Here is a 26,068-nt window from a genome sequence, read left to right on the forward strand (position 1 = left end):
GTGCACAGGGACAGTGGCCGTCGAGGCCGCTATTGCGGACTCCCACACCTTCGTCTCCGTTGCTTTGGCGCTATTCTCTGCCGTGCCGCTGATATGCCTCATCATGACGCGAGAGTCTGACGCCATCCCATTGGAAAGGCTCTGCGCCGGAGAAAATGTCGCCACCATTGCCGACGGGCTTTGTTTGGCCCGCAGCACAGTGGCGACGTACAGGAAGAGCGTCTACCGAAAGGCTGGCGTGCACTCTCAGTGCGGGCTCGTCACTCTTGTCGGAAGTGAGCGAAGTGAGCGCTTGTCGGAAGTGAGTACTTTTTCGGCCTTTCCAGGGACACTTCGCATCCATCAGACGCATATCTCCGAGATCTCCGCAGGTACAGGAGTTGCCAAAATTATCCGAAGTGAGTACCGGTGCACACTTCGGATAATCACGACGCGCCCGGGGCCCGCCGCACGCGGGGCCCGCCGCGCCCCCACGACGCGCCCGGGGCCCGCCGCGCCCCCACGGCACACGCGAGGCCCACCACACGAGCAACCTGCCTCGCGCATGCGCCCATGCGCTTGCCCATCCGCTGCCATGGGCGCTCCGCCGACCCCTATGCAAACTGGCTCTGGTAGAGCTCCGCGTAGGCGCCACCCCGGGCCATAAGCTCCTCGTGCGTGCCCTGCTCGATGATGGTGCCGTGATCCATGACCAGGATCAGGTCGGCATCCACGATCGTCGAGAGGCGATGGGCGATCACGAAGCTCGTACGGTTCTCCATGATGGCCTCCATCGCGCGGGTGATGTACTGCTCCGTGCGCGTGTCGACGCTCGAGGTGGCCTCGTCCAGGATGAGCATCGCGGGGTCCGTCAGCATGGCGCGGGCGATGGTCAGCAGCTGGCGCTGGCCCTGGCTCAGGCCCTCCGCATCATCGGAGAGCATCGTGTCGTAGCCTTGTGGCAACGTGCGCACAAAGAAGTCGACGCGCGCGGCACGCGCGGCAGCCTCCACCTCCTCACGGGTGGCCCCGGGCTTGCCATAAGCGATGTTCTCGGCGATCGTGCCCTCGAACAGCCAGGCGTCCTGCAGCACCATGCCAAACTCGCGACGCAGGTCGGCACGGGTCATGGCGCGCGTGTCCACGCCGTCGAGCGTGATTCTCCCGCCATTGGTCTCGTAGAAGCGCATGAGCAGATTGATGAGGGTCGTCTTGCCTGCGCCCGTGGCGCCGACGACGGCCACCTTCTGCCCCGGCTCCGCCACGAGGCTCACGTCACGCATGAGCGGCTTGTCCGGAGAGTAGCCAAAGCGCACGTGCTCGAACGCGACACGGCCACGCACGGGCCCCGCCAGCACAACGGGCAGCTGGGGATCGGGCTCCACCTCGTCCTCGTCGAGCAGGGAAAACACGCGCTCAGCCGCAGCGAGGGCTCCCTGCAGCATGTTGACCGTGAGCGACAGTTGCGTGAGCGGCTCGGACGCCTGCGTGATGTACTGGAAGAACGCCTGGAAGCGTCCCACGCTCAGGCGGCCCACGATCAGCATGCCGCCGGCCAGCAAGGCGATGCACACCTGGGAAAGTCGGACCAGAAACCGAATCGCGGGCGCGATGGCGTTGGTCAGGAAGTCTGCCCACGCACTCGCGCGGGCCAGATCCCGTGCCACGGAGCTGATGGAGTCCAGGCTCGCGTCCTCACGGCCGAAGGCCTTGATGATCGCACGCCCCGTGTAGGCCTCCTCGACCTTGCCCGTCAGATCGCCCAAGATGGCCTGGCGGCGGCCATAGGCGTCAAGCGTCTTGCCGGCGGCGACCTTGGTCAGCGCGAACGAGAGCGCCATGAACGTGCAGAACAGTCCCGTCAGCACAAGGTCGAAGGTCGCCATCATGATGACGGCGCCGACGAGCGTGGCGAAGCTGATGATGAGCTGCAGCAAGCCGCGCTGCAGGACCTCGGAGATCTTGTCAAGGTCGTTCGTGGCGCGACTGATGGTGTCGCCCGGCTGATGGGCATCGTAGTACGAGAGGGGTAGGCGCCCGGCCTTCTCGCCTATGCGCTTGCGCAGGTCCAAGTTCAGACGTTCGGCGAAGCTCGACATGACCAGCGACTGGATGCTGTAGAACAGCCAGGCCGCGGTCCAGACGCCCAGAAGGCCCAGGATCTGCAGGCCGCCACTGTCCCAGCCGACCGAAAACTCCCGCCCCGCGGCGAACGACTCCTGGATGCAGACCCACAGGAAGTCGAGCAGGTATGCGCTGTATGCAGGTGCCGCGAGGCTGCAGGCCACATAGAGCACGGCGCTCGCGGCCGCAACGACGAGACGCCAGCGCTCACCCGTTGCCGCCCGCCACAGGCGAACCGCAGTGCGCAGCGCGTCCGCAGGGACCTCGGATTCCCCGTCCCCCACTGGCCTCCCCACGGGCCCGAGGCCCTCGGTCGGCTCGGGCCCCTCGGTCGGCTCGACGGCCCCCTCGTCGCTACGCACGTGCGCCACCCCCCTTCACCTGGGACTCGTAGATGTCCCGATAGGTGGGACAGTCATCCAGCAGCTCGGCGTGGTCCCCCAGGCCAACGATGCGCCCCTCCTTGAGGACGACGATCTGCGCCGCATCCCGGATGGTGCTCACGCGCTGTGCGATTATCAGCACGGCCGCATCTGCGAGCTCCCCTGCGAGCGCATGGCGCAGGGCCGCATCGGTCTTGTAGTCAAGCGCGGAGAACGAGTCGTCGAACACGTAGAGGTCCGCCCGTCGCACGAGGGCCCGAGCGATGGCCAGGCGTTGGCGCTGGCCACCCGAGAAGTTCGAGCCCCCCTGCGCCACGCGAGTCCCCAGCCCCTCGGGCAGCTCGCGGACGAAGGTGGCCTGGGCCACGTCGAGTGCGCGCCAAAGCCCCTCGTCGGTTGCGCCCGGAGCGCCGTCGCGCAGGTTGGAAGCGATGGTCCCTGAGAAGAGCCAGGCCTTCTGGGGCACGTAGGCTATGTGCGAGCGCAGGTCTTCCTGGGTGAGGTCGCGCAGGTCGACCCCCCCGAAGGCAAGCGTGCCGTCCGTCACGTCGTGGAAGCGCAGCAAGAGCCTTGCGACGGTGGACTTGCCCGACCCGGTGTTGCCGACGATGGCGCAGGTCTCGCCGCGCCGCAGGTCGAAGTTGAGGTCATGCAGGGTGTCTTCGTCGGCGGCGGCAAAGCGGAGGCTCACGTGGTCGAAGCGCACGACGGGTCCGGCGGGGATGTCGTGCGCGGGATCGGGGGCCGACCCGGCGGTGGCCGCGGGGCTGACGGGGCTGCCGTCGGTCGCGGTCCCGGCAGGGGGCAGGCGGACGGGGGCCTCGGGGTCCGCGATGGCCACCTGGGTGCCGAGGACTTCGGCGGCACGCGTGAGACAGGCCAGCGCACGCGGAACCTGGAGCATAGCGAACTGGGCCATCATCATGAAGAACATCAGGAGCATGGCGTACTCGATCAGCGCCGAGATGGAGCCTATCTGCATGGCGTGGACTCCCACGCGATCCGCCCCCAGCCACATAAGTAGCACCTCCACGATATTCATGAGGAAGAACGTGGAGCAGTCGGCGATGGAGAAGATCATGTTCACCCTGATGGCGTTCCTGGCATAGTCCTCGAAGGTGTCTTCGAGCCGCCTGCGCTCCTGGGCCTCCTTGCCAAAGGCGCGGATCACTCGGACGCCGGTGATGGTCTCGCGCAGGCGGGCGTTCATGCGATCGATGAACTCCTGCAGCCTGAGGAAGATGGGCGCCGACAGCGCGACGGCCACGGCCGAGATCACCGTAAGGACGAGCGAGAGCGCGACGAGCACCTGGCCCATGAGGGGATCGATCCCCCAGGCCAACACCACGGAGACCACGCAGATCACGGGCACGGGGAACATCATCGTGAAGCACATCAGGAGCGTCTGCTGTACCACGTTGGCGTCTGACAGGGTGCGGGTGATCATGGAGCCCGTGCCAAAACGGACGAAATCCGCACCCGAAAGCGCAAGCGACTTCTCGTACACGGCAATGCGCAGGTCACGACCAATGTCGGCGGCAAGCTGCGACGCAAGGTAGTACGAGACGATGCAGCCGCCCGAACCTACGACGGAGGCGGCCAGCATGCGCAGGGCATGAGGTGCGACCTGAGACGCATCGCCCGTCGCCATGGCGACGTTGATGAGCGCGGAGAGCTCCGTGGGGACGTAGAGCATGCCCACGACGTCACAGAGCAGCATGGCGGCCGTGAGGAGGGTCCGACCACCGTATGGCGCAATGAGGCTGGCGAGGAGGCCGAATGCCGTACGCTTGCTGTATTCGCGCCCAGCGCGAGAGTCCCGCGCGGGCATCACGCCCCATCCCCCTCGGAACGTGCGAGCGCCGAGAGCTCGGCGTCGATCGCATCGGTGTAGGCGCGGACGATGCGGACGAACGCGCGCCGGTCCGCAGGCGAGAGCGAGTCGAAGGCGCGCCGTTCCGCCTCGATGGCAGGATCTATGCTCTTGCGGCAGAAGTCCTGGCCGGCGGGCGTCAGCACAATGACCTTGCTGCGGCGGCTGCCCTCCTCGAAGGAAAGCGACACCAACCCGCGCGCCTCGAGGGCCTTGGTGGCGGAGTTCACCGTCTGCCGCGAGTACGAGTAGTCCTCGGCCACCTCGTGCTGGGTGACGCGGCCACCACGGGCTGCGGCGGAGACCAGCAGCCAGAAGGCGCTGTCAGACAGCCCGCAACCATGTGCGAAGCGGTAGTAGAGGCGGTCGGTCTCCTTGTAGATGATGTCGATGTCGCGCGCTGTGGGCAGCCGCTCGCTGGGCGCAGGTGACACGCTCCCCTCCCCTTGTACGTGGTCCGAGCCCGGATGATCAGCGGGTGATAATAGTCCGAGTTCGGACATATGTCAAGGGAAGCCAGCTACAGGCTGGCCATCAGCTCGTCGACGAGGGCGTCAAGCTGGGCGAGCGAAGCGTCGTCGAGCGAGCCTTTGACCGTCACGACGCTCTCGGCAAGCGAGAGGCCGCGGCAGGGCTCGAGTGCCGCACGCAGGCCCTTGGCGGCCGCCGGCATCCACGAGCCGCCTTCCATGAGACCCACGGTGCGAGCCTGGAAGGCATGGTCCGCAAGCAGGCTGGCAAAGTCATGCATGGCGGGGAAGATGCCGCCGTTGTACGTGGTGGTTGCGAGCACCAGGCAGCTGCGACGGAAGGCGTCCGCAAGCGCCTGGGAGGCGTCGTCACGCGCAAGGTCGTAGACGGACACGCTGGGGCACCCCCTCTCGCCCAGACGCTGGGCGAGAAGCTCGACGGCCTTCCTGACGTGACCGTATACGCTGGTGTAGGCGATGGTGACGCCAGGTGCCTCGGCCTCATAGGACGACCAGGTCTGGTACAGGTCGAGGTAGTGGCCCAGGTCCTGCGACAGCACGGGGCCATGCAGCGAGCAGATGGCCTGGACGTCCAGCTGGGCCACCTTGCCCAGGACTTTCTGGACGTTCGCGCCAAACTTGCCGACGATGCCGAAGTAGTAGCGGCGCGCCTCGTCGTCCCAGGGCTCATCCACGTCGAGCGCACCAAACTTGCCGAACGCGTCTGCCGAGAAGAGCAGCCTGTCCTCCTCGTCATAGCTGAACATGACCTCGGGCCAGTGGACCAGGGGGGCCGCGATGAACGAGAGGTGCTTTCCTCCCAGGTCGAGGACATCGCCCTCCTTCACCACCATGCGACGGTCCTCGTAGGCGGTGCCGAAGTAGCTCCTCATCATGTTGAACGCGCCAATGCTCGCAACGACCGTGGCCGCGGGATAGCGGTCCATGAAGACGGCGACGTTGGCGCTATGGTCGGGCTCCATGTGGTGAACGACGAGGTAGTCTGGCATGCGACCAGCCAAGGTGGCGTCGAGCTTGGCGAGCCATTCGTCGCCGAAGCTGGCCTCGACGCTGTCCATGACGGCAATCTTGTCGCTGGCGACCACGTAGGAGTTGTACGCCATGCCGTTGGGGACGGCAAACTGGCTTTCGAAGTAGTCGATCTGGTGGTCGTTGACCCCGATGTAGGAGACGCCTTCTGCGATCTGCATGCTGGATGAACCTTTCTGCTGGGAGTGACGGCCTGCGAAACCTCAGGCCGCCGGGTCCGTAGGCCGCCGGAGGCAGCGGATGGGGCCACGTTGCCGCAAGCCCCGCGCCGCGCGATCCACGCCGTCACGAGCCCCACGTTACCGCAAGCCCCGCGCCGCCGTATGGCGTGGCATACCAGGACATAGTATCCCTCAGCAAGCGTCCCCCAGCACGGATGATTTCACGAAGCGCAGGAACAGGGGCGCACGCTCATGCCCGGTCCCCGCGCTCGGCAACGACGTACTGGTATGTGTCGCCCATCGGTACGAAGTGCATGGGAACGCCAGAGGTGCCCAAGGCTTCGGGAAGCCAGGAGACCATGTACTCCATGCCCGGCTCCTCCAGGTTGAAGTGGCCGACGGTAATGGCGCACTTGCCCTGGTGGAGCATGCCCGCGTCACGGATGTACTCGCTCGTGGTGAAATCGACAAACTCCATGGTCACAAGTGCGTCGACGCGCTCGGAGTCCACAAAGGCGGTCTCGCGGTTGTCCACTTCCGGGACACCGAGGACGTGCATCGGGATGTGCACGCGCTCCACCAAGGCGCGGGGGTCGCCGATCAGACGGGTCCCATTGAGCCCGAGCTTTCGCACGACCTCACGCGCAAGGTCCCGACCAGACATCGGGGGAATCCTATAGTCAAGGCACATGGAGAGATTCCCGGTGCGGCAATCAAGCCAACCCATCTTCCACGCAAGGCCGTAGAAGATGCCATCGACAAGAGCTCCCCCTTCATCGATGGGCACCTTGGAGTGAATGTAGTCGTGGCAGCGCCAGACCACACCGCCCCATGCGTCGAGCAGCCCCCTCTTTGCCAGGTAGGTGGCATTGCCAGAAATGAGATCCTGGTGGTCACCGTGGTTCCAGAAGAGGGCCTCATGACAGATGATCAGATTCGCGCCAATGCGCCGTGCAGCACAAATGACGTCTACCGTGGGCCACAGGCAGGTGACGACACCTGTGCACTCCTCGTCCAGGCGTCCGGCACCATAGGTAACACGGTCGCGCGTGGTGGCCTCGTCAATGGGCTCGCCCGAGTCGAATGAAACGCCAGAGCAGTAGCCCTTCACAGCTTGAATGACCTCAGCGACTCTCATTGCTCCGTCACCCTCTACTCGTCATCGTCGCTTACGTTCGCCTGATAGGTGTTGATGAGACGCATGGACTGGCGTCCCGTCTCGATTGCCCGGTCGATGAGCTCGCTCGTCAGTGGGCCCTCGTGCAGGCAGAGCTCCAGGGCAACGGCGACGTTCACCCCCGCCACCAGGAACACGTGGTCGCTCATGAAGGGGGCGAACGCCTGGCTTACGCTTCCTTGAAGGATGTCGGTGAGCACGAGCACCTCGTCGTCCTGAAACTCTGCGAAGAGCCCTGCGACCTGGGACTCGAGAGGGCGTTCGTCCACGTAGGCGCAGATGACGTCCAAGGGCTGGCTGTTTCCCAGAAAATTGAGGGTATCTGCCAGTCCCCGCGCAAAGCAGTGATGAGAGGCAAGGACGACGTGTCTCATGAGCTAGACTCACTCCCAATCTTTCTTCGAGATGCAACGCGACGTGCGGCGAGGGCGGGACACGCGGAACTACGCCGCAATGAGCATACCTATGCCGCAGGCGGCACGCCAAGGATGCCGAAGGCTGCGCACACCCAGCAAGCGACGATGATGCCCAGAATGATCCAATTGAGCTTGACGCCCCTCTTGATCAAGCGGTAGGCAAGCGCTGCCACAAGGACTGCCAGGAGGTTCGGGAAGATCTGATCGAGAACGCCCGTCTGAAGCGGCAGGGACACGTCACCAAACGCAAAGGTGACGGGCGTGTAGATGGTAATGGCAGAGTAGATGAGGGACCCGACAACAGTAAGGCCCAGGATGGAGGCGGCATCCGTGAGGACGCTGATCCTATCGGCCATGCCGGTGATCACCTTGGCGCCGGCATTGTAGCCCTGGACGTAGTTCTGGAGACGCCAAACCAGGATGGCGGCCCAGACGGCAACCCACAGGAGTATGCCCACGGGATTGCCCTGCATGGCCATGTAGCCGGCAATGGAACCCAGTATGGTCATGGGGAGAATCCAGATCAGAACGTCACCAACCCCGGAAAGCGGGCCCATGAGGCCGATCTTGAGATCGTTCTCGGCCTGCATGCCAGCAAGGTGCCCCTTGTCTTCCATTGCCAGGCCAGCGCCAAGCAGCAGGCCAGAGACGGGCGGCGTCGCGTTGAAGACGCAGTCGAGCTGGTTGAGGATGGCGGCGTTGAAGGCGTCCTCGTCGTTGCCGTAGATCTTGCGTAGCGCGTAGTAGGCGGCAAACGCGCAGCAGGGGGCGTTCTGGGTCGCATACGAATAGGAAGCCGTATCCATGAGCAGCATGCGGCGGCTGCAGATCCTAAGGTCTTCCCTCGTCAACACGGGCTCGTAGGAGCCGTCAGGGAGCTGGACCGGGGCGGGAGCCTCATCGAAGTCCTTGAAGTCCTTGGGCCTGAAGAAATCACTCATCCTCGAGCTCGCCTCCGTTCTGGGTAGCGACAGCGGAAGCCATGCCGCCGTCCGACTTGAACCTAAAGTACTCAATTGCAACGGCAACGCCGATGAGGGCAATGGGGAGCACCGAGAGCCTAAGGTAGGCAGCAAGTACGTAACCTACGATCAGGAAGGCGTAGAACTTGTTGACCGGCATGAACGTAAGGAGCATCGCAAAGCCCGTGACAGGGAGGATTCCCGCTGCAATTGTGAGCCCGGTCGTAAACCAATCGGGCGTGACGGCCAGAACGGCGTCGACTGCCTGCTGGCCAAACGCCAGCACCAGGGCCATGGGAACTGCGCCCTGGAGGAACAGCCACAGGTGCGAGAGGAAGAACGAGCGAAGCATCTTCGTGTACTCACGCTTGGCGGCATACCCTCGAATCACCTTGAAGACCCAGGAGTTGTAGACCTTGAACATGACGTCCAGCTGCACGTAGAGCATCGCGACGGCAACGCCCACCGCAAGGCCGACGGAGATGTCCTGGCTACCGGTGATGCAGGCAAGCACGGTCGCAACCATCCCTGCCATGCCGTAGTCGGGGGCCGATGACCCACCCAGGCCGGCAGCGCCCATGGACATGAGCTGGATGGTGCCGCCCACGACAAGGCCGGTGTAGGGGTCACCCAGGATGATCCCCGTAAGCCAGCACATGAGGGCATGCTGGAAGGGAAAGAGCTGCGTTGAGTACTGGTCCGCTGCCCTGAAGCCCGAGAGGACAACGATCAGGATGAACTGGAGCGCGTTGACCGCCATGGCTCGACCACCTTTCTCTAGGCTCCGATGTACTGGGAAATGGGAACTGGCTTGTCGGTTGTCATGTAACGCACCTCAACCCTCGTACCAGCTGCCACGATCTCCTTGTAGATGGGGATGTCATCATTGCGGATGAAGGCGCGGCGGCCGGCCTGGACTCCCTGCGTTCCCGCGGGGGGAAGCTCGGTCAACCCCAGCGTGAGCACGGGAATGCCCTGCCCGCATCCGATCAGGTCGAGGAAGGTCCGGGGATCGCGCGCGATCACAAAGACGGTGTGGTTTTCGTACTTGCCGGCCCTGAAATTGGCATAGGCCTTCTCGTGCGAGATGATCGAGAGTGCCTGGCCCGAAGGCTTGGACATCCTCATGGCAGTCTTGCGCACCTCGTCATTGGCAGTGGCGTCGTCAATGATCATGGTGCGCTGGGTGGCGTACGTCGGGCACCAGAAGCCCTGAACGATGCCATGGAGGAGTCGGTAGTCGATTCTCCCCGCGGTGATGCTCATCTTCACACTCCTTCCTCTCCTCTTGCGAAGGACAGGCGCCTGAGGGGCGCGACCGTCCAACGCCTGGCTTCTCGCACATATCGCACGGTACAAGAGGGGGCGGTCGAGAGATGCCGGATGGGCATCTCTCGCCAGAGGCCCCACCCTCTCGACGCTAGGGAGCTTTGGTTCGCGGGGGGAATGCGGTGGCGTCGACACTCGCCTTCGACACTTGTGCACGGCCTTGCCCCCAACCGTGCGGGGCTATCGCCTCATCGCAGGCGGGCATCCCGCGGGCGACGGCGATTTTCGGCGTCCTTGCGCCATGTCACCCACGACCCACGCCATGGTCCCTGTCCCCCGCGCGCTATTCGTCTTCCAACGTCAGGCTCGCCAAGCTGCCGCAGGGGCCCTCGTCTTCAGGCCCCGCATGAAGCATATGGAATACGTAGGCAACCTCTGACAGCGGAATCTCCACACGGTACCTGCGGCACATGTCATCAAACGACTGTCGGAACCACGCGATGAAGTCAGCGCTCTCCCCTTGGAACCGCTCGAGGTCGCCCGGATAGGCGTCCACGAAATTCTTTGTGACCAGGCGCTCGATGAGTCCGCAGAGATGCACGTACAGTCCGATCTGGCGCCGGGAGTCAATGGGCTTGCCACGCAGGGTCGAGAGCTTCTGGATGGCACGGTCTGCCTCAAGGTAGAGCATCTCCGGATTGAGGATGGTGATGGACTCGAGGACGTTCTTGAGGGTGACGTTCCGCAACAGCTTGCGATGGAACGCCGCGATGCCCTCCGGTCCAAGCGAGGTGCGCAGGGCATTGTCCAGCGCCTCCGATGAGCCTGCGCACAGGATGTCCTCAAGGGCGACGAACGGGACGGAGACGATCCCGGGGTCCATGGTTCCAACGAGCGCGCGCACCCGGTACGCCGAGAAGATCGGAGCATGATCGCCCATACGAGAGAGCTCATGGTAGTCACAGGCGACAAGACCCATGGGAAGGTCCTCTGGAAGGCTGTCGCGCACGAGGTCTCGCAGCTTCTGCGCTGCAGCGTCACCAGCTTCCGAGGAGAAGGCGATTGCCTCCTCAGCCCGGGGCTCGTCTATCACACGGTACGTGGGGGCACATGTGTCGCGGGCCATGGACATCACCTCGTCAATGCTGCCGTGCGAGACCAGGGCACCTCCTATCTCAAGCGCCAGCCCGGTAGACACGTTGCTCACGACATATATCTTTCCATTCGGAATGCCGGCAACCACGTCGGTCACCTGCGAGAGCGATCCCATGTCAACCAGGATGGCAACGGTCCTTGCGAAGGAGTAGCGCTCAAGCATACGCGACAGTGGCACGGCCACATCGCTTACCTGCTGGTCGTAGGTCATATCGATGGCCTCGAACACGTGCCGGTGAAGCATCTTGTTGGCTGCGTCTGCCATGCTCGTCGCCGTGGCGTACCCATGGCAGAGGACGATGCCGAAAGCGTCACGTGCCTCAGAGGTCTCGGCCAGGAGCTCCGTCACCTCAAGAAGCAGCATGACGGCTACGGCGTCACTCAGCTCGACCCCCAGGGCAGAGCGCACGCCCGAGCCGATCTGGTCAAAGATGGCGCCAACCATCGAAGAGTCGGCCCTCAGGGTCTCAGCCATGCGCATGAGCAGGTCATGGCGCACCTTATACCAGCGAACGAGCTTCGCCCCTCCCCACAGCTGGACGGAGAGCGACTGTGCCAAGACACGTGTCCTCTTTCGATTGAACTCTATTCCGTACGTACTGTTCAAGCTCTCGATGATGGGATTCAGGACCTGCTCGTATGCGGCCACGCGGGCACTGGCGCCTTGTCCGTCAAAGCTCAGGTAGTCCTCGTAGTCATGCATGGTCTCAAGGGCCCCGTGAACGAGCTCGTCTTGTTCCAGCTCGTTTGACTCGTAGGCCTGGTACAGCTCGACGAGGCGCTGGAAGAAGCCGAGGATGCGTCTGGTATGGCTCGGAGAGACGGGCTTTGTGCCGCTCACCAGCTGGTCGTCATCGACCTCAGGCTTGGTCGCGCCCAGCAGGTGAAGGGGAAGGTTATACGAGCGTATGACCATCCTCTCGTCGATGCGGTTCAGGTAGGCGCTGGCGCAGCAGGTCGCTATGCAGGACTTCAGCCCGTCGATGTTCTCGTCGAAATCCGCAGCGACCAGGGCGCGCAGGGCACCTCGGCTGATTGACACGTCCGCAGCCGCCCGGCGTCCCTCGGCACGAAGGAAGTGCAAGACCAGAGCCGTGCGCTCGTCTGCGTCACGCTCGGCATACCGGGGAAGGTGGACGCCGATGGGAAGCATGCGGGAGAGCTCTGAGACCCGGGCGCTTTGAGCGGATCGCGCCGTCGAAAGGATGAATCGGGTCTGGGCAGGAGCACCCTCCGCCTCGCAGCCTCCCTCGAGGATGCGGTTGACGATGAGCTCGCTCGTGGTGTGGGCCAGATGATCGAAGCGGCTGACGAACACCACACCGTCCCGCGCCTGCTGGACGGCGCCCCCCACGCCGCCCCCACCGAAGATATCCGCCTCTGCGGCACCGTCGCTTTCCTCGTAGCGGCTGCAGTCGATCTTGACGAAGCGCGCCCCTGGAGGGAACGTCCCGGAATTCACGCCATATTCAAAGCTGAGGTTGGCCAGGAACTCCTTTCCCGTACCGTGGTCTCCCACCAGCAGAACGGGCAGGCCGTGAGGCGGATACGAGATGGCGCTCCTGAGCTGCTCTATACAGACTCCAAGACTCATGTCGCAGCCAAGGGCCTTCTCGAAGTCACGCTTTCTCGTAGCTCCGACGCTTGCGAGCAGCTCCTCTAAGGACGTGTATTCTGATCGCGCAAGGCGCGCCTGAAGGCAGCGCTCGAGCGATGCCCTATGCATGAAAAGCCTGGGACGGACACCAACCTTCACCACCAGGCCATCTCGGACGAGCTCGTTGAGGTACTGGCTCGCCAGGTTCCTGCTGATGTGGCACCTGCCTGCGATTTTTGCGGTGGTGAATTCGACGGCGGAGTTCGGATAGACCTCCCGTGTAGCACGGTCGAGGTAGCGGAGCACATCACCCTTTGTGTCTGACGCGGCCATACGCAGCCCCCCTTGCACGCCAACATACACGATTAGATACCCTCGGCGACTGAAGTGGATGCCGTGCCGTGGGTGCTAAGCGCAAGCGGCAGGAGGCTGATGACCGGCTTTTGCGATGGCTGGCTCGCCGGCAACCCAGCCAAGCCCGCATCTGTCAGGGCTCCCTGTTCCCGGGCCTCCCCCTCTCCTTGCGGCCCACGCGTCAACCATGCGCGCACGGCCCATGCGCGCACGGCCAAGGCGGGATGATGCGGGGGCATCCGTGCTCCCGAGTAGCGCATCGCGGAGCGGGTGCGCTCGCACGTCCTCCCGGCTCGCACGGCCCCTCAGCTGACGCGTCCCGACCTCATCTCGATCACCTCATCGGCGATCCCCATCGTGGACGCGCGGTGCGAGATGAGCAGAACCGTCCGCGAAGCGCGCTGCTCGCCGAGGCTCCTCAGGATCGCGCCCTCGTTGAGGGAGTCCAGATTGCTCGTCGGCTCGTCGAGGAGCAGAAAGGGCGCGCCATGCAGGAAGGCACGCGCAAGCCCCAGCCGCTGCCTCTCACCACCCGAGAGCGTGTCGCCCAGCTCGCCGACCATCGTGTCGTATCCCTGGGGGAGGCTCATGATGAAATCGTGCACTGACGCCGCCTTGCACGCCTCCTCGACCTGCTCGCGCGTGGCATCGGGGCGCGCGAGAAGCAGGTTGTCGAGGATGCTGTCGTGGAACAGGTGAGTGTCCTGCTCGACGAGGGCCTCGGCCTCCCGCAGCGAGCTGGTGTTGATGTCACGCACGTCCTTGCCCGAAAGGGCGACGCGTCCCTCGTCCACGTCCCAGAACCGCATGAGCAGACGGCACAGCGTGCTCTTTCCGCTGCCGCTCCTTCCAGTGATCCCCACGATCGCGTTGGCGGGAACCTCGGCGCTCACGTCGGAGAGGATCTGCTCGCCGCCGTAGGAGAAGCTCACGTGCTCGGCTGCAGCACCAGAGAACTCGACGTCACATCCCCCATCCTGCTCGGGCACGACGGGCTCCTCGTCCAGGACCGCAAGGACGCGCGCGCCGGAGGCGATCGTGCCCTGAAGGGTCACTCCGAGCGCGGCGAGCGCGGTCGTCGGACCGAAGGAGCTGAGGATACTGACCGTTGCCAGTACGACGGCCCCAGCCCCCACGGAGCCCGCCTGAAACAGCAAGGCGCCCAAGACGAGCTGTCCCAAGCCGAACAGCAGGATGAGCCCGCTGGTGATTGCGATGCCGTCCGAGGACCTGTCGTTGAGCAGGCCCTGAACGCGCACGAGCTCGCGCGAACGGCTGTCGAGCTCCTCCAGCCGACGCCCGCCGGCACCAAACTGGCGTGCCTCGCGCAAGCCTCTCAGGCTGTCCAGCACGAACCCCGAGAGGTCGCCCGCAAGCTCGCGGCACCTGCGTCCCGTGTCGCCCGTCAGCCTGGAGAGCAGCACGGGCACCAACGCCCCCACCACAAGATATGCGATAAGTCCGACCAGTCCGAAGAGCGGGTGGAGGCTCCCCATGAACACGATCATGACGATCGAGGTGCCTACCGCTATGCAGATGGGCGAGATCGTGTGCGCGTAGAACACCTCGAGCAGCTCCACGTCAGCGGTGATGGTGGAGATGAGGCTGCCCTTGTCGGCCCCGGCGAGCTTGGCGGGGGCCAGGCGCCGCAGCGAGGCGAACACCCTATCACGTATCGAGGCGAGCAGCTTGAAGGCGATGTAGTGGTTGCAGGTCTGCTCGATGTAATGAAGCACTCCGCGCACGATGGACATTGCCACAAGAACGGCGATGACGCTCGTAAGCGTGAGCCCAAACGGATGCGCGATCACACCCGCCGCGGAGAGGCCCGCCGCGACGGCGAGAACGGGGATGAACGTCGCACACAGATGGCCCACGATGCCGAAGAGCACGGCGAGCGCGATGGTGCCCGCCATGGGGCGCGCAAGGCCGAGCATGCGCCGCATGACATGCAGGTTGCCGCCCGCTTCGACGTCACCGCCTGCCTCGCCACTACTCACCGTACGCATGGACGCCCTCCCCTCGATAGGACTCGAGCTCCCGCTGCGTGCGCCAGAGCCTCGCATAGGAGGGGCAGCCCGCAAGCAGCTCGTCGTGGTCGCCCACCCCGACAATCGAACCGGCGTCGAGGACGTATATGCGCTCGGCGTCAACCACGTTGGCAAGCCGATGCGATATGACGATGACCGAACGCTCGTGCGCAAGCTCGCGCACGACCCCCATCACGACCTCCTCGCTCTCCACGTCGATGTTGCTCGTGGCCTCGTCGAAGATGTAGATTGGCGACTCGTGCAGCAGTGCGCGCGCGATGGCAAGGCGCTGCCGCTGCCCGCCCGAGAGGTTGGCGCCCTCGCCCTCCAGCATGGTGTCGAGTCCGCGCTGCCCGCGCAGGAAGGCTCCCAGCGCAACCGCATCGAGCGCCTCCCACAGCGCATCGTCGCTCGCATGGGGGCTTGCCATGAGCAGGTTGTCGCGCACGGTGCCGCGAAACAGGTAGCTGCCGATGCCCACCGAGGTGATGGTACGTGCCAAGCTCTCGCGCCTGATGTCGCGCACCTGCTTGCCCCCCAGCCTGACGTCACCGGAATACGCATCCGAGAGTCCGGCGAAGAGCTGCGCCACCGTGCTCTTGCCGCAGCCGCTGCCGCCAACGATGGCAGTCACGCCGGAGGCGGGCACCTCCATCGAGACCCCATGCAGGACCTCGCGCCCGTCCCCATAGGAGAAGCACGCGTCGCTCATGGAGAGCGTGTCCCCCGGCACGGCGTCCAGCGTCTTCTCGCACGGCTCGTCGAGATCGAGGATGCGGAAGATCTTCCTGCTCGCAGCCATGCCGTTCATCGCGACGTGGAAGAACGAGCCCAGCTGGCGCATGGGGAGGAAGAAGTCGGCCGAGAGCAGCGCGATCATGAGAAAGCCCTGCAGGGCGACAGAGCCCGTGGAGAGCTCGAGGAGCGCCACGCCGATGCCCGCCGCAGCGCCGCCGAGGGCGATGACGTCCATGACGATGATGGAATTGAGCTGCATGCGCAGCACCTTCATCGTGATGACGCGGAAACGCTCGGCCTCCTCGTTCATCTGCCTGTGGCGCGCCTCGTCGGCCTGGTAGATCTTGAGCGTGGTGAGGCCCTGCAGGTTCTCCAGGAAGCCGTCACCCAGCGCCGCGTACTCGTCCCAGTAGGATCCGAGCAGGCGCTTCGCGACTCGCTGTATGACCATGATCACGAGGGGGATGAGCGGCACGAACACGAGCAGGACGACCGCGGCCGGCACGCTGATGGGCGCCGTGATGGAAAACAGCGTGACCGGCGCGAGCAGGGCATAGAGGAGCTGGGGCAGGTACTTGCCAAAGTAGGTCTCGAGCTGCTCGGTGCCCTCGACTGACACCTGCACGACCTCGGCAGTCGTGACGTCTCGTAGGTACGTGGGGCCGAGGCGCAGCATCTTCTCGTAAACCTTGCCGCGCAGGATGCGCTTCACGTCGCGCGCCGCGCGAAACGATGCCCGTGAGGAGAGGCGCGACGAGGCGACCTTGATCAGGGCGGGACAGAGGAGGAGCGGAATCTCCGCAAGAGGGGTCTCGCCCCCGCTCACGATGGATGCCATGAGCACCGTGATGCCATAGACCATCACCACGTTGGCGGCGAGGCCAACCCAGAGCCACGCCACCGTCGCGACGATGTGCCTCATCGCCCCGGGCGCAAGGCCCAGCAGCCTTCTGTCGAACATCTTCCTCCCCTGCGCGCGCAGCACGCGCGCCCCATTGGCGCGCAACCTCTATCTGGGTCATGGAGCGGTCGCATACAGACACACGAGCTGCCTGGCATAAAGTTAGGCAGACGCAACTGACTACGCGGACATGATAGCACGGCCATTCCTTTACCACCTGCTTGATGTGGGGGCAAGCTGGCTACAGCCTGACGTTGCCAGCCGTCCGCCAGACGTATAGTATGGGCAAAAAGTTAGATAAGGCTAATTTTGTGGATAGGAGATCGGCCCATGCCAGCATCCACCGAGGTCGACAACGACCGCACGAGAACCGGGCAGGGGGACGCACAGGCCAAGAAGGAGAGGGGCGCGCGCCTGAAGAGCCTCTACCTGCAACTCACCGAACCGGCTCATCCGCTCATCATCCAAGGCATGGTCATGTCGGCGCTGTCGGCGACCTGCGGATTCGTCCCCTACCTGATAGCCATCGCCATAGCCCAAGCCGCCCTGCGCGACGCCATGCCCTCCGCAGGCACGCTCGCCCTCATGGTCGTCGCGGCCATCGTATTCGCGGCGGCCGACCGCATGCTCTTCGGCGGCGGCACCGGCATCTGCCACAAGGCCGATGCCGACTTCCGCGTCCACGCGCGCCATATCCTGCTCGACCACTTCTCCAAGCTTCCGCTCGGATGGTTCGACGACCGCAGCTCGAGCGAGGTCAAGCAGGCGGTCTCCGACGACATCCTCGGCATGCACCAAACCATCGGGCATGCTCCGACGGAAATCGTGAAGGCCGTGCTTTCGCCGCTCATCCCCCTCGTCATCCTCTTCGTCGCCGACTGGCGCATGGCGCTTGTGTTCCTGGTCTACATGACCGTGCTCGTCGTCGTATCGATGGCATTCATGATGCGCGACTACAAGACGCTTGCCGCGCGCTACGGCGAAGCCAACGTCGAGCTTTCGTCCGCGATCGTCGAAATAGCGGACGGCATCGAGGTCGTGAAGACGTTCGGCAGCGCGCGAGAGGCCGGGTCCCGCTACCGCGATGCGGTCGAAGAGCTGACCGACGTCACCTTCGAATGGACGAAGGTGACCGCCGGTCCCTTCAGCATGCTGGGCGGATTCGCCTCGCCAGGAACCGTGCTCGCGTTCCTCGGACTTGCGAGCAGCCTCTTCGTCGCGAAGGGATGGTTCGATTTCGCCGACTGCGTCCCCTTCCTCGTCCTGGGACCGAGCATACCCGCAGGGCTCGTGACCTTGGCTTCGGGCATGGGATTCCTGCGCACGGCGAAGCAGAACCTCGAGCACATCGCGCAGGTCCTCTCCGCCGAACAGCTTCCCGAGGCGGAGGAGGCCAAACGGCTCCCCGGCTCGGATCTCGACGTCGCCTTCGACGAGACCTCGTTCTCCTACGGAGAAAGCACCCGCCTCGCGCTCGATCACGTGAGCGCATGCATCGCACCGGGAACCATCTGCGCCCTGGTAGGCGATTCGGGCAGCGGAAAGACGACGTTCGCGCGCCTCATACCCCGCTTCTGGGACCCGACTTCGGGTTCCGTGCGGCTCGGCGGGCATGACCTGCGCGACGTATCCTCCCAATCGCTTCTCTCGCAGGTGGCGATCGTCTTTCAGGAAAGCATGCTGCTATCGCTCAGCATCCGCGACAACATCAAGCTCTCCTGCCCCGATGCGACGGACGACGAGATGATCGAAGCCGCGAAGGCCGCGCAGATTCACGAGCGGATCCTCTCGTTCCCCCGGGGATACGACTCCGTCGTCGGGTCGGCCGACTGCAGCCTCTCCGGCGGCGAAGCCCAACGCATCGCCATTGCGCGCGCGATTCTGCAGGATGCGCCCGTGCTCGTGCTGGACGAGGCCACCGCACACGCCGATCCCGAGAACGAGACCGCGATCCAGACGGCGCTCAGCCGCCTGTCGCACGGACGGACCACGGTCGTTATCGCCCACAGGCTCAACACCGTGACGGGGGCCGATCGGACGCTCGTCCTGGAAGACGGCCGCGTCATAGAGTCCGGGCGACACGACGAGCTGCTCCAGGCGAACGGGCGATATGCGAGGCTCTGGCAGACGCAGCAGGTCAATGCATTCCACGCGCACGGCACCGAGGAGGCGGCGCTATGATCGTCGATAGGATAGACAGGCTCGCCGGACGCCCGACGGGCATCAAGGCGCAGGTCGCGTACTTCGTGGTCTGCAGCGTGCTCGAAGGCGGCGTGTACGCCGCGCTCCTCCCGTTGCTCCAGGCCCTGTACGGAGGCGATGGCCATGGAGCCCTCGTCTGGTCGGTCGTCGCTTGCGCCGCAGGCATCGCCTGCGCCGTCGCGAACTACCTTTCCGAAACCCACGGATACATGATCGGCGACGTCGTGATCCTGCGCAGCATCCAGGAACGCTTGGGCGACCATATCGTGAAGCTTCCGCTCGGATGGTTCACCGCCGGACGCGCGGGCGAGCTCGCCGCCCTGCTCGAGCGCGACCTCCAGATGATCATGAATTTGCCGGGCATCTTCCTGAAGCAGCTCGTGATCGCGGTCGTCGTGCCGGCCTGCATCGCCGCGCTCTTCCTTGCCGTGGATTGGCGCGTCTCCCTCGCCTATATCGCGCTCATGCCCGCACTGTACGTCTGGTCGAAGAAGATGGCCGGCGCCGCAGGCGCGGGACACGCCGAAGAGGAGCGGTCGAACGCACACTTGGCGGGACGCGTGCTCGAATTCGTTCGGGCGCAGCCGATCCTGCGTGCGACGGGCACGGCCCGAAACGGCTGGCAAGCCCTTGAGGACGACATCTCCCGCGACCACGAGACCACGGTGCGCACGCTCGAAATGACTCAGAAGCCCATAACCGTTCACACGTTGCTCGTCTATGCGTCGTTCGGGCTTACGTTCCTCTGCGCGACGACGCTGCTGGCGATCGAAGCCGTGACGCCGGTCGAGTACCTCTTCGTGATCGTGCTCGCGCTGCGTTCGACCGATGCTCTCCATAAGGCGGCAAGCCAGGCCATGGCCCTCAACGTATGCCAGAACGCCATAGACGCATCCGAGGAGATCCTGGCTGCGAAGCCCCTGCCTGAGACCTCCGACCCGAAGAGGCCGATGGGCGCGTCGATCGAATTCGACGACGTGCGCTTCTCCTACGATGGAGCGCGTCGGGTCATCGACGGCGTAACGCTTTCCTGCCCCGAAGGACGGCTGACCGCCCTCGTCGGTCCATCGGGATCAGGAAAGACGACGCTGACCAGGCTTATCGCACGATTCTGGGACGTCGATGCAGGAGCGGTGCGCATCGGCGGCGTAGATGTGCGGGACATGGCGGTCGACGAGTTGCTCGGCATGATCTCGCTCGTGTTCCAAGACGTGTATCTGTTCGACGGCACGATAGAGGACAACGTCCGCTTCGGACAGCCCGACGCGACCGACGAACAGGTCCGCCGTGCCGCGCGCATCGCACGACTCGACCAGGTCGCGGGGCGTCTGGAGGACGGATGGGGCACGCGCGTCGGCGAGGGCGGCGGACGCTTGTCGGGCGGCGAACGTCAGCGCGTGTCGATCGCCCGAGCCCTGCTCAAGGACGCGCCCATCGTGCTTTTCGATGAGGCGACCGCGGCGCTCGACGCGGAGAACGAGGCTGCGATCGTGGATGCCATGCACGAGCTTGCGCGCGACCGGACGGTCGTCGTCATCGCGCACCGGCTTTCGACCATCGCCGAAGCCGACCAGATCGCCATGCTCGAAGACGGACGCGTCACGCAGCTCGGCTCCCATGAGGAACTGCTCGCCCAGGAGGGGCGCTACCGCAGCTTCTGGAGCGACCGCCAGCGCGCGCAAGGCTGGAAGGTGCGCTAGCCAACCCGACCGACATGCAACGAAAGGCCGGGTCCAGCGAAAGGCCGGACCCGGCGTGCATGCGAATTGAAAACGTGTGCACGGGGCCATCGCCGAACTGGGCTTTTCTCGACCACGTGCACACGATTCGAAAACGTGTGCACGTGCGGCGGATGGGCACATGCACGACAGGGCGCTGAGTTACGCGGTGGCCTTCGCATAGTTGGCGGCGACGGCATCCCAGTCAAGGACCGAGAAGAACGCGTCAACGTAGTCGCCGCGCAGGTTCTTGTACTTCAGGTAGTAGGCGTGCTCCCAAACGTCGATGCCCAGGATCGGGGTGACACCAAGGCCCTCGCTGAAGGGGTTGTCCTGATTGGGGCTCGACGTGACGCTCAGGGTCCCGTCAGGGGCGGCGTTGAGCCACGCCCAGCCGGAGCCAAAGCGCCCGACGGCAGCCTTCTTGAGCTCTGCCTTGAGCTCGCCGACGCTGCCGAAGGCCTCCTCGATCCTCTCCCTCAACACGCCCGCAGGCTCGGCGGCGGGAGCGGGGGACATGATGGAGAAGTACAGGTTGTGGTTGTAGAACCCGCCGCCGTTGTTGCGGATGGTGCCGCGCAGGGGCTCGTCGATGCCATCCAGGGAGGAAAGGAGTCGCTCGATGGGCTGATCGGCGACACCGGCCTTCTCGGCGGCGGCATTAAGGGCGTTGGTGTAGGTGGTGTGGTGCTTGGAGTAGTGGGTCTCCATCGTCAGCGCGTCGACGTAAGGCTCGAGGGCGTCATAGGCGTAGGGAAGCTTGATCTGCTCGAACATGGTGAAGCTCCTAACGTGTTGGGTTTCTGCTCGCATAGTTCCTCGTGCGGAAGCCTCGCGGGGCCTCCCTTGGGGCTCTGCCACCTCAAAGGCTCTGTCACGCCTGCCTGAGCATGGACTTCATGAACCAGATCTCCTTGTTGTAGGCAGCGACCTGGTCCTCCATGGCGTTGGAGACGGCAAAGTCCTCGTCCCCGCAGGCGTCACGAATCCCAAGGGCCTGCGTCTTGAGGGCGGCCATGTCATCGAGGGCGGTCTGGATGGCGTCCTTGACGGCCCAAGCCTTGGCGGGGACGTCCTCGATGGTCGCAAGCTCCAGGAACTCCCTGTAGCTCGCAGCGGGGGTCTCGCCGTTCTGGGCGAGCAGCTCGGCAACCTCGTCCATGTTGTCGGCGTAGGCGTCGTAGAGCGCCTCGAGGTACTCGTGGACTGCCTTGAACTGCAGACCAAAGACGTTCCAGTGGAGGTTGTGGGTCTTGATGTACACCACGCCAAGGTTGGCGACGTAGGAATTGACCTGCTGAACGAGTTCCTTCTTCATTGCTCTCTCCTTTTTCCTCTCGAGTCGGCAGCCCATTGGAATGGGGCCGGCAACAGCTAGTGCTACACCCTCTATACCCCACTCATGCAATTGTTACTCATTCACTAGCAAAAAAGTCTGGAGAGCTCCGCCGAGGGGGGTGCGGTGACTCCATGGTAGCCGCGTTCGCCGTCGCCCTCGAGCGCAGGATGGGTGCCCGCGAGGCCTTATCCTATGCGGTCGCCGTCGGCTCCGCAGCGGCCATGTCCCCCAACACGGGCGACTACGACCCCAGCGACCGTGATGACATCCTGCCAAAGGTTGAGGTCAGGACTATCGGGGAAGGGGGGCATGAGCGAGCCCTACGAGATCTGCGCGGCGCTCCCCCACATCTACGTGGGACGGTTTGCGAAAGCGAGATCGAGGGTGCCAGCGTTATCAGCGTCGGGCTCAGCCTGCTCGAGTTCGAGCAGCTCCTCGAGTACCACGCGTTCCGTTACACCAGGCTCGGGACGCGCAACATGGACTTCGAGCGCATGCTCGAGAGCGTCGTCGCCATCGAGCTGCCGAGGCGCGGCTACGAGGCGTACGCGGACATGCCCTAACCTACTCGTATCTCAGCAGGGCATAGTGCTGCAACGGATCCCTTGGGTCGGACCCATGCCACTTGGGCTTACTTAGGCCTACCAGGACCTGACTTCAACCGATCTGGCGCATAGCGTGCACCAGACCATGGGAGCGGGGACGAGGAGCCCTGCGCCAGCGCCAGCCCATCGGCCAGGCAGCCCACCGCATAGAGCGGGATGCTCTCCACGTCCCCCGTGCCGAAGTTGCGCGCGGAGACGCGCACGACGCGGTCGGGACGGTACTTCTCGCGGTACACGCCGAGGCTCCTCGAGCGCGCGTTCTCGGTGGACTTGACCTCGACGGGCACCGCCCCGGCCGACCCGTCCTCGACGACGAGGTCCACCTCGGCCCTGTTGCCGCTCGTCCAGTAGCGGGGCGTGATGCCGCGGGCGACCATCTGCTGTACCACGTAGTTCTCGGTGAGGCCACCCGCATCAAGCAGCGACCGCTTGCGCTCGTCGAAGAGCACCGCCGCAGGAATGCCCGACATGGTGGACAGAAGGCCAACGTCATTGGCGTACACCTTGAAGGCGCCCGCGTCCTCCTGCAGGCGCAGGGGCACCCGCCCCGAGGACACGCGCACACACTTGTCTACGAGCCCAGCCGAGAGGAGCCACGAGATGGCCCCCTCGTACTGGCTCGCCCTACCGCCGCTGCGCACCTGCTTGTACTGGAACTTGTGGTTCTCCTTGGCCAGCTGTCCGGGCACGCTGTTCCAGACATCACGTGCACGTGCGACATCCGTAGGGTTAGGGGCGTACTTGGCCATATCCGCCAGGTAGAGGTTGAGGATGTCGCGGTGCACGCGAACGGCGTCCCGTACATCTCCCGAGCGCGCGTAGGCATCGACGGCCTCCGGCATGCCTCCCACGAGAAGATAGGTGCGATAGTGGTCCATAGCCTGGTCGTGGAGCTGGTAGGCATGCATCTCCGCGTACGCCTCACGTATCCCCTCGAGCATGAGGCCGTGGCCCGTCGCCACCATGAACTCGTCGAACGTCATCGGGTGGATCGTCATGGTGTTGACCTTGCCCACCGGCAGCGAATAGTCCCCCTTGTTCACCGCCACGCCAAGGAGGCTGCCCGCCGCTATGACGTGGTGTGGGAAGCCCGACTTCTGAACGTACTTGAGCGCGGTCAGTGCACGGTTGGACGCTTGCACCTCGTCGAAGACGTAGAGCATGCCAAAAGGAGCAGTGAGCCGGAGGCCGTGCGTGCGCGTCCACCACGTCCGCGGGGCGTGGCAGTCGTAGCCATGCGGGCACACGTCGCGCGTCGGGAGCGCCCCCCACCAGGGGAGCGTTTCCTTTTGTGTAGGGTTTGTACAGGTCAGATACCATGAGGGTACGCGATTGAGGCCGCGCTACGGCGGAGGCCAAGCCCCTCCGCCACCCGTCCCGCACGCGCAGGCACCCCTAATGCTTGTGGGGACGGGATGGGGCCAGACCTTGCTCACGGCCTCCTAACTGACATTACTTTTCGCTCTCGCTGACCAGCTCGACGATCAATTCATCGTGGTCGATTCCCATCGCATCGAAGATCTCCCCAAGGTTAGATGCCATACTCCATACTGAAAGGCTATGCCTGGCGTAGAGGTTGTCTAGCACCTTGACGTAGAGCGAGCCTTCGTCGCTCTCGGAGAAGTAGGTCTTAGCGTGACTTGCGACCGACATAGCACCCTTGCGGAACTGCGCGGCGTCAAGCTCCGAAAGAATGGAGAGCATGTCGGTGTACATGTTCTTCCAGACCCCCTCTTGGTGCCTGTCCCCGAAGAACGACCAGGCGTTGATCTTCCTGCCGCTGAGGTCATGGATCTCGTCGAGGGTGAAGCGATTGGACTCATCCACCCTCATGACAACGGAATCCGTCGGCATGGGCCAGAGCTGGCAGAACAGATCCTGCATCATGGCGCAGCGAGCCTCCAGCTCCTCCTCATCCCATTTCTGCCGCTGGGCAATCCAAGCGTTCATGTGGACGTGGCTATCCTTGAAGCCGTCCTCCATGTCGCGCTTCTGCACGAAGGGCCTATTGGAGTACTTGGGGTTGAAGCCCGTGAGCGTGAGGTTGGCGATGCGGTTCAGCCACTTCGCATGAATCGCGTCCGCAAGCGGACCGAGGTCGCGCCTCCAAATGGGAGTGAGTGTCTGGGGCATGACGTGCTCGATAGTGAGCTTGGGAGGATCGGCCTCGAACGCGCCGCGCACGTCGAGCTGCTCGGGCCCGTCACCGTTCTCGAGGTACTGGAAGAGGAAGAGCTTGTAGTCCTTCTTGACGCCCGTGAAGAAGTCGCGCGACTCGACGCTGGCCCGGAACTCATCGTCTCGCACGAAACGGGTCACGCCGGTCTCACTCTTAGAGAGAAGGATGTGTGCCAGCATCTGGTCGTAGGTGGTGTCCTCAGCCTTTCTCCGCTCGCGGCACACGTCATCGTGCAGGGTCATGAAAACCTTGTTGAGGCCGTTGGATCCTATGTTGCACACCCAGCGCCGGAACATGTAGGACTCGACGAGTTTGACCGCCCTGGCGACCTCGCCCCAGGAGACCTCGCCCCTCGAGCGCGTCATGAAAAGCGCAAGTAGGTAGGGGCTCGTAATGTCAAAGCCGAGGAGGTTGAGCCTGCGCATGGCGTCGTCCACAGCGGGGATGCCGCTCGCCGCATGCATGAACTCGCTGTACCGTTCCGAGTAGTCGCGGAGCTTCGCCATGAGCTTCCTGATGTCCTTGCCCTCTGCGTAGCCTTTGAACTCCTCGTAGACAGCGCTCTTGTTGGGCGTCTTGCGGTCCGCCGCCGTGAGGTAGTGGCGGATGAAGGAGCTCACGTCGTAGCCCGTGTTCTTCTCGATTCGGTTCCAGTATTGGGTGTAGTAGACCTCCTGCTCGTGTGACGGGATGTCCATCAGCACAAAGTTGCGAATCTTGTCGCCCTCGGAGAGGTCGAGCCCGGTGGAGTTCAGCGACTCGAACACGAGCTGCGGGTTGTCGCTAGCCTCCAGCTTGATGTTGATGATGACGAGTCGTTTGCAGGCGTCGTATATGTCGCGAGGGCCGAAGAAGCTGTCGCTGAGCCTCCGCCGCAGGTAGGCGTAGTTGTCGGACACGCTGCTGCCATGGGCGGTCTTCATGCCGTAGGTGACGGCGGTCAGTATGTCGTTGTCGTCCTTGACGAGCTTCAGCCGGAGCTTGGGCTTTCCGTCGCCCCCGTCGTCCGGGTTGTCGATGATGTAGTTGGAACGGATGCTGGCAGCCATGCGGCGGTCCTTTTCTTCACCAGTCTGCTCCAGAGCGTTGGCGATGGCGAGGAAGAGGAGGTAGACGGTGGTAATGCGCTGCTGCCCGTCAATGAGGATGCGTTCGTCCCGCTCGCCCTCGAGGGACACGATGCTGCCAAAGAAGTGGTTCTTCGTGTCGTTCTTCAGCATCTTTTCGAGGTCGTCGAAGAGACGCTTGCACTGCTTCTGCGTCCAGTCGTAGTTACGCTGGAACACAGGGACGGAGAAGTCGGACTTCATCATCAGGTGGAACAGCTGCTCGTCATAGCCCTTCATCGTGCCCCCATCCACGTACTTGTCGATAGCAAAAGTCTTA

Annotated in this window: 20 protein-coding genes; 4 read left to right on the forward strand and 16 right to left on the reverse strand. The window is 64.0% G+C overall.

Features of this window, described 5'->3' with window-relative positions; translation table 11 throughout:
• Nucleotides 1-103 precede the first annotated feature (103 nt).
• Nucleotides 104-646: a LuxR C-terminal-related transcriptional regulator gene (locus OLSU_RS09940; RefSeq protein ID WP_407635728.1), complete on the forward strand. Its 543-nt coding sequence runs from the start codon at nt 104-106 to the stop codon at nt 644-646.
• On the opposite strand, the gene OLSU_RS08240 is transcribed toward OLSU_RS09940, so the two are convergent.
• The 12 genes from OLSU_RS08240 to OLSU_RS08295 form a co-directional block, all read right to left on the reverse strand.
• On the reverse strand, nt 594-2,465 hold the full coding sequence (locus OLSU_RS08240; protein ID WP_013252495.1) for an ABC transporter ATP-binding protein: 1,872 nt from the start codon (nt 2,463-2,465) through the stop codon (nt 594-596). The two genes, OLSU_RS09940 and OLSU_RS08240, sit on opposite strands and share 53 nt — an antisense overlap.
• Complete coding sequence (locus tag OLSU_RS09835) at nt 2,458-4,317, reverse strand: ABC transporter ATP-binding protein (protein WP_013252496.1); 1,860 nt, start codon at nt 4,315-4,317, stop codon at nt 2,458-2,460. The genes OLSU_RS08240 and OLSU_RS09835 overlap by 8 nt, the downstream gene beginning before the upstream one ends.
• The gene (locus OLSU_RS08250; RefSeq protein WP_013252497.1) at nt 4,317-4,793 is read right to left on the reverse strand and encodes a MarR family winged helix-turn-helix transcriptional regulator; all 477 of its coding nucleotides are present in this window, start codon (nt 4,791-4,793) and stop codon (nt 4,317-4,319) included. Before OLSU_RS08250 ends, OLSU_RS09835 begins: the two co-directional genes overlap by 1 nt.
• 86 nt (nt 4,794-4,879) lie before the next feature.
• Nucleotides 4,880-6,040: an FprA family A-type flavoprotein gene (locus OLSU_RS08255; protein ID WP_013252498.1), complete on the reverse strand. Its 1,161-nt coding sequence runs from the start codon at nt 6,038-6,040 to the stop codon at nt 4,880-4,882.
• A 250-nt stretch (nt 6,041-6,290) separates the two neighbouring features.
• The gene (locus OLSU_RS08260) at nt 6,291-7,178 is read right to left on the reverse strand and encodes a Nif3-like dinuclear metal center hexameric protein (RefSeq protein ID WP_013252499.1); all 888 of its coding nucleotides are present in this window, start codon (nt 7,176-7,178) and stop codon (nt 6,291-6,293) included.
• Nucleotides 7,179-7,192: 14 nt separating this feature from the next.
• A complete protein-coding gene (locus OLSU_RS08265; protein ID WP_013252500.1) occupies nt 7,193-7,591 on the reverse strand; it encodes a PTS sugar transporter subunit IIA in 399 nt (132 codons plus the stop codon).
• Between the two features lie 89 nt (nt 7,592-7,680).
• The gene (locus OLSU_RS08270; protein WP_013252501.1) at nt 7,681-8,574 is read right to left on the reverse strand and encodes a PTS system mannose/fructose/sorbose family transporter subunit IID; all 894 of its coding nucleotides are present in this window, start codon (nt 8,572-8,574) and stop codon (nt 7,681-7,683) included.
• Entirely contained in the window at nt 8,567-9,355 is a 789-nt protein-coding gene (locus OLSU_RS08275) for a PTS mannose/fructose/sorbose/N-acetylgalactosamine transporter subunit IIC (protein ID WP_013252502.1), read from the reverse strand. The genes OLSU_RS08270 and OLSU_RS08275 overlap by 8 nt, the downstream gene beginning before the upstream one ends.
• Before the next feature lie 17 nt (nt 9,356-9,372).
• Nucleotides 9,373-9,861 carry a PTS system mannose/fructose/N-acetylgalactosamine-transporter subunit IIB gene (locus OLSU_RS08280; protein ID WP_013252503.1) on the reverse strand — a complete coding sequence of 163 codons (489 nt, stop codon included), beginning with the start codon at nt 9,859-9,861 and terminating at the stop codon, nt 9,373-9,375.
• Nucleotides 9,862-10,207: 346 nt separating this feature from the next.
• Nucleotides 10,208-12,949, reverse strand: a complete 2,742-nt coding sequence (locus OLSU_RS08285) for a PTS sugar transporter subunit IIA domain-containing protein (protein ID WP_013252504.1) — start codon at nt 12,947-12,949, stop codon at nt 10,208-10,210.
• Between the two features lie 326 nt (nt 12,950-13,275).
• A complete protein-coding gene (locus OLSU_RS08290; protein ID WP_013252505.1) occupies nt 13,276-14,979 on the reverse strand; it encodes an amino acid ABC transporter ATP-binding/permease protein in 1,704 nt (567 codons plus the stop codon).
• A complete protein-coding gene (locus OLSU_RS08295) occupies nt 14,963-16,699 on the reverse strand; it encodes an ABC transporter ATP-binding protein/permease (protein ID WP_013252506.1) in 1,737 nt (578 codons plus the stop codon). Before OLSU_RS08295 ends, OLSU_RS08290 begins: the two co-directional genes overlap by 17 nt.
• Nucleotides 16,700-16,969: 270 nt before the next feature.
• Here OLSU_RS08295 and OLSU_RS08300 point away from each other — a divergent pair, with 270 nt between their 5' ends.
• Both OLSU_RS08300 and OLSU_RS08305 read left to right on the forward strand, forming a co-directional pair.
• Nucleotides 16,970-18,820, forward strand: a complete 1,851-nt coding sequence (locus OLSU_RS08300; RefSeq protein WP_013252507.1) for an ABC transporter ATP-binding protein — start codon at nt 16,970-16,972, stop codon at nt 18,818-18,820.
• The gene (locus tag OLSU_RS08305; protein WP_013252508.1) at nt 18,817-20,541 is read left to right on the forward strand and encodes an ABC transporter ATP-binding protein; all 1,725 of its coding nucleotides are present in this window, start codon (nt 18,817-18,819) and stop codon (nt 20,539-20,541) included. Before OLSU_RS08300 ends, OLSU_RS08305 begins: the two co-directional genes overlap by 4 nt.
• Before the next feature lie 180 nt (nt 20,542-20,721).
• Here the strand turns inward: OLSU_RS08305 and OLSU_RS08310 are convergent, their stop codons facing one another.
• Nucleotides 20,722-21,336 carry a superoxide dismutase gene (locus tag OLSU_RS08310; RefSeq protein ID WP_013252509.1) on the reverse strand — a complete coding sequence of 205 codons (615 nt, stop codon included), beginning with the start codon at nt 21,334-21,336 and terminating at the stop codon, nt 20,722-20,724.
• 97 nt (nt 21,337-21,433) lie between these two features.
• Nucleotides 21,434-21,877, reverse strand: a complete 444-nt coding sequence (locus OLSU_RS08315) for a Dps family protein (RefSeq protein ID WP_013252510.1) — start codon at nt 21,875-21,877, stop codon at nt 21,434-21,436.
• A gap of 152 nt (nt 21,878-22,029) precedes the next feature.
• Between OLSU_RS08315 and OLSU_RS09715 the strand changes: the two genes are divergently transcribed.
• The gene (locus OLSU_RS09715; RefSeq protein WP_041549015.1) at nt 22,030-22,461 is read left to right on the forward strand and encodes a hypothetical protein; all 432 of its coding nucleotides are present in this window, start codon (nt 22,030-22,032) and stop codon (nt 22,459-22,461) included.
• Between the two features lie 68 nt (nt 22,462-22,529).
• On the opposite strand, the gene OLSU_RS08325 is transcribed toward OLSU_RS09715, so the two are convergent.
• Nucleotides 22,530-23,666 (reverse strand): ATP-binding protein, encoded by a 1,137-nt coding sequence (locus OLSU_RS08325; RefSeq protein ID WP_049765181.1) that lies wholly within the window; start codon nt 23,664-23,666, stop codon nt 22,530-22,532.
• 289 nt (nt 23,667-23,955) lie between these two features.
• Nucleotides 23,956-26,028, reverse strand: coding sequence for a DUF262 domain-containing protein (locus OLSU_RS08330; protein ID WP_013252511.1), 2,073 nt, complete (start codon nt 26,026-26,028; stop codon nt 23,956-23,958).
• Nucleotides 26,029-26,068: the final 40 nt, after the last annotated feature.

Source organism: Olsenella uli DSM 7084, from assembly GCF_000143845.1.
Classification (GTDB): Bacteria; Actinomycetota; Coriobacteriia; order Coriobacteriales; family Atopobiaceae; genus Olsenella; species Olsenella uli.

Excerpts from the sequence above, each read along its gene's own strand:
- OLSU_RS08270 (WP_013252501.1), bottom strand. The coding sequence starts at position 8,574 with ATGAGTGATTTCTTCAGGCCCAAGGACTTCAAGGACTTCGATGAGGCT.
- OLSU_RS09715 (WP_041549015.1), top strand. The coding sequence starts at position 22,030 with ATGGTAGCCGCGTTCGCCGTCGCCCTCGAGCGCAGGATGGGTGCCCGC.
- OLSU_RS08260 (WP_013252499.1), bottom strand. The coding sequence starts at position 7,178 with ATGAGAGTCGCTGAGGTCATTCAAGCTGTGAAGGGCTACTGCTCTGGC.
- OLSU_RS08325 (WP_049765181.1), bottom strand. The coding sequence starts at position 23,666 with ATGCTCTACGTCTTCGACGAGGTGCAAGCGTCCAACCGTGCACTGACC.
- OLSU_RS08330 (WP_013252511.1), bottom strand. The coding sequence starts at position 26,028 with ATGAAGGGCTATGACGAGCAGCTGTTCCACCTGATGATGAAGTCCGAC.
- OLSU_RS08300 (WP_013252507.1), top strand. The coding sequence starts at position 16,970 with ATGCCAGCATCCACCGAGGTCGACAACGACCGCACGAGAACCGGGCAG.
- OLSU_RS08305 (WP_013252508.1), top strand. The coding sequence starts at position 18,817 with ATGATCGTCGATAGGATAGACAGGCTCGCCGGACGCCCGACGGGCATC.
- OLSU_RS08310 (WP_013252509.1), bottom strand. The coding sequence starts at position 21,336 with ATGTTCGAGCAGATCAAGCTTCCCTACGCCTATGACGCCCTCGAGCCT.
- OLSU_RS09835 (WP_013252496.1), bottom strand. The coding sequence starts at position 4,317 with ATGCCCGCGCGGGACTCTCGCGCTGGGCGCGAATACAGCAAGCGTACG.
- OLSU_RS08275 (WP_013252502.1), bottom strand. The coding sequence starts at position 9,355 with ATGGCGGTCAACGCGCTCCAGTTCATCCTGATCGTTGTCCTCTCGGGC.
- OLSU_RS08295 (WP_013252506.1), bottom strand. The coding sequence starts at position 16,699 with ATGTTCGACAGAAGGCTGCTGGGCCTTGCGCCCGGGGCGATGAGGCAC.
- OLSU_RS09940 (WP_407635728.1), top strand. The coding sequence starts at position 104 with ATGACGCGAGAGTCTGACGCCATCCCATTGGAAAGGCTCTGCGCCGGA.
- OLSU_RS08315 (WP_013252510.1), bottom strand. The coding sequence starts at position 21,877 with ATGAAGAAGGAACTCGTTCAGCAGGTCAATTCCTACGTCGCCAACCTT.
- OLSU_RS08290 (WP_013252505.1), bottom strand. The coding sequence starts at position 14,979 with ATGCGTACGGTGAGTAGTGGCGAGGCAGGCGGTGACGTCGAAGCGGGC.
- OLSU_RS08280 (WP_013252503.1), bottom strand. The coding sequence starts at position 9,861 with ATGAGCATCACCGCGGGGAGAATCGACTACCGACTCCTCCATGGCATC.
- OLSU_RS08285 (WP_013252504.1), bottom strand. The coding sequence starts at position 12,949 with ATGGCCGCGTCAGACACAAAGGGTGATGTGCTCCGCTACCTCGACCGT.
- OLSU_RS08265 (WP_013252500.1), bottom strand. The coding sequence starts at position 7,591 with ATGAGACACGTCGTCCTTGCCTCTCATCACTGCTTTGCGCGGGGACTG.
- OLSU_RS08255 (WP_013252498.1), bottom strand. The coding sequence starts at position 6,040 with ATGCAGATCGCAGAAGGCGTCTCCTACATCGGGGTCAACGACCACCAG.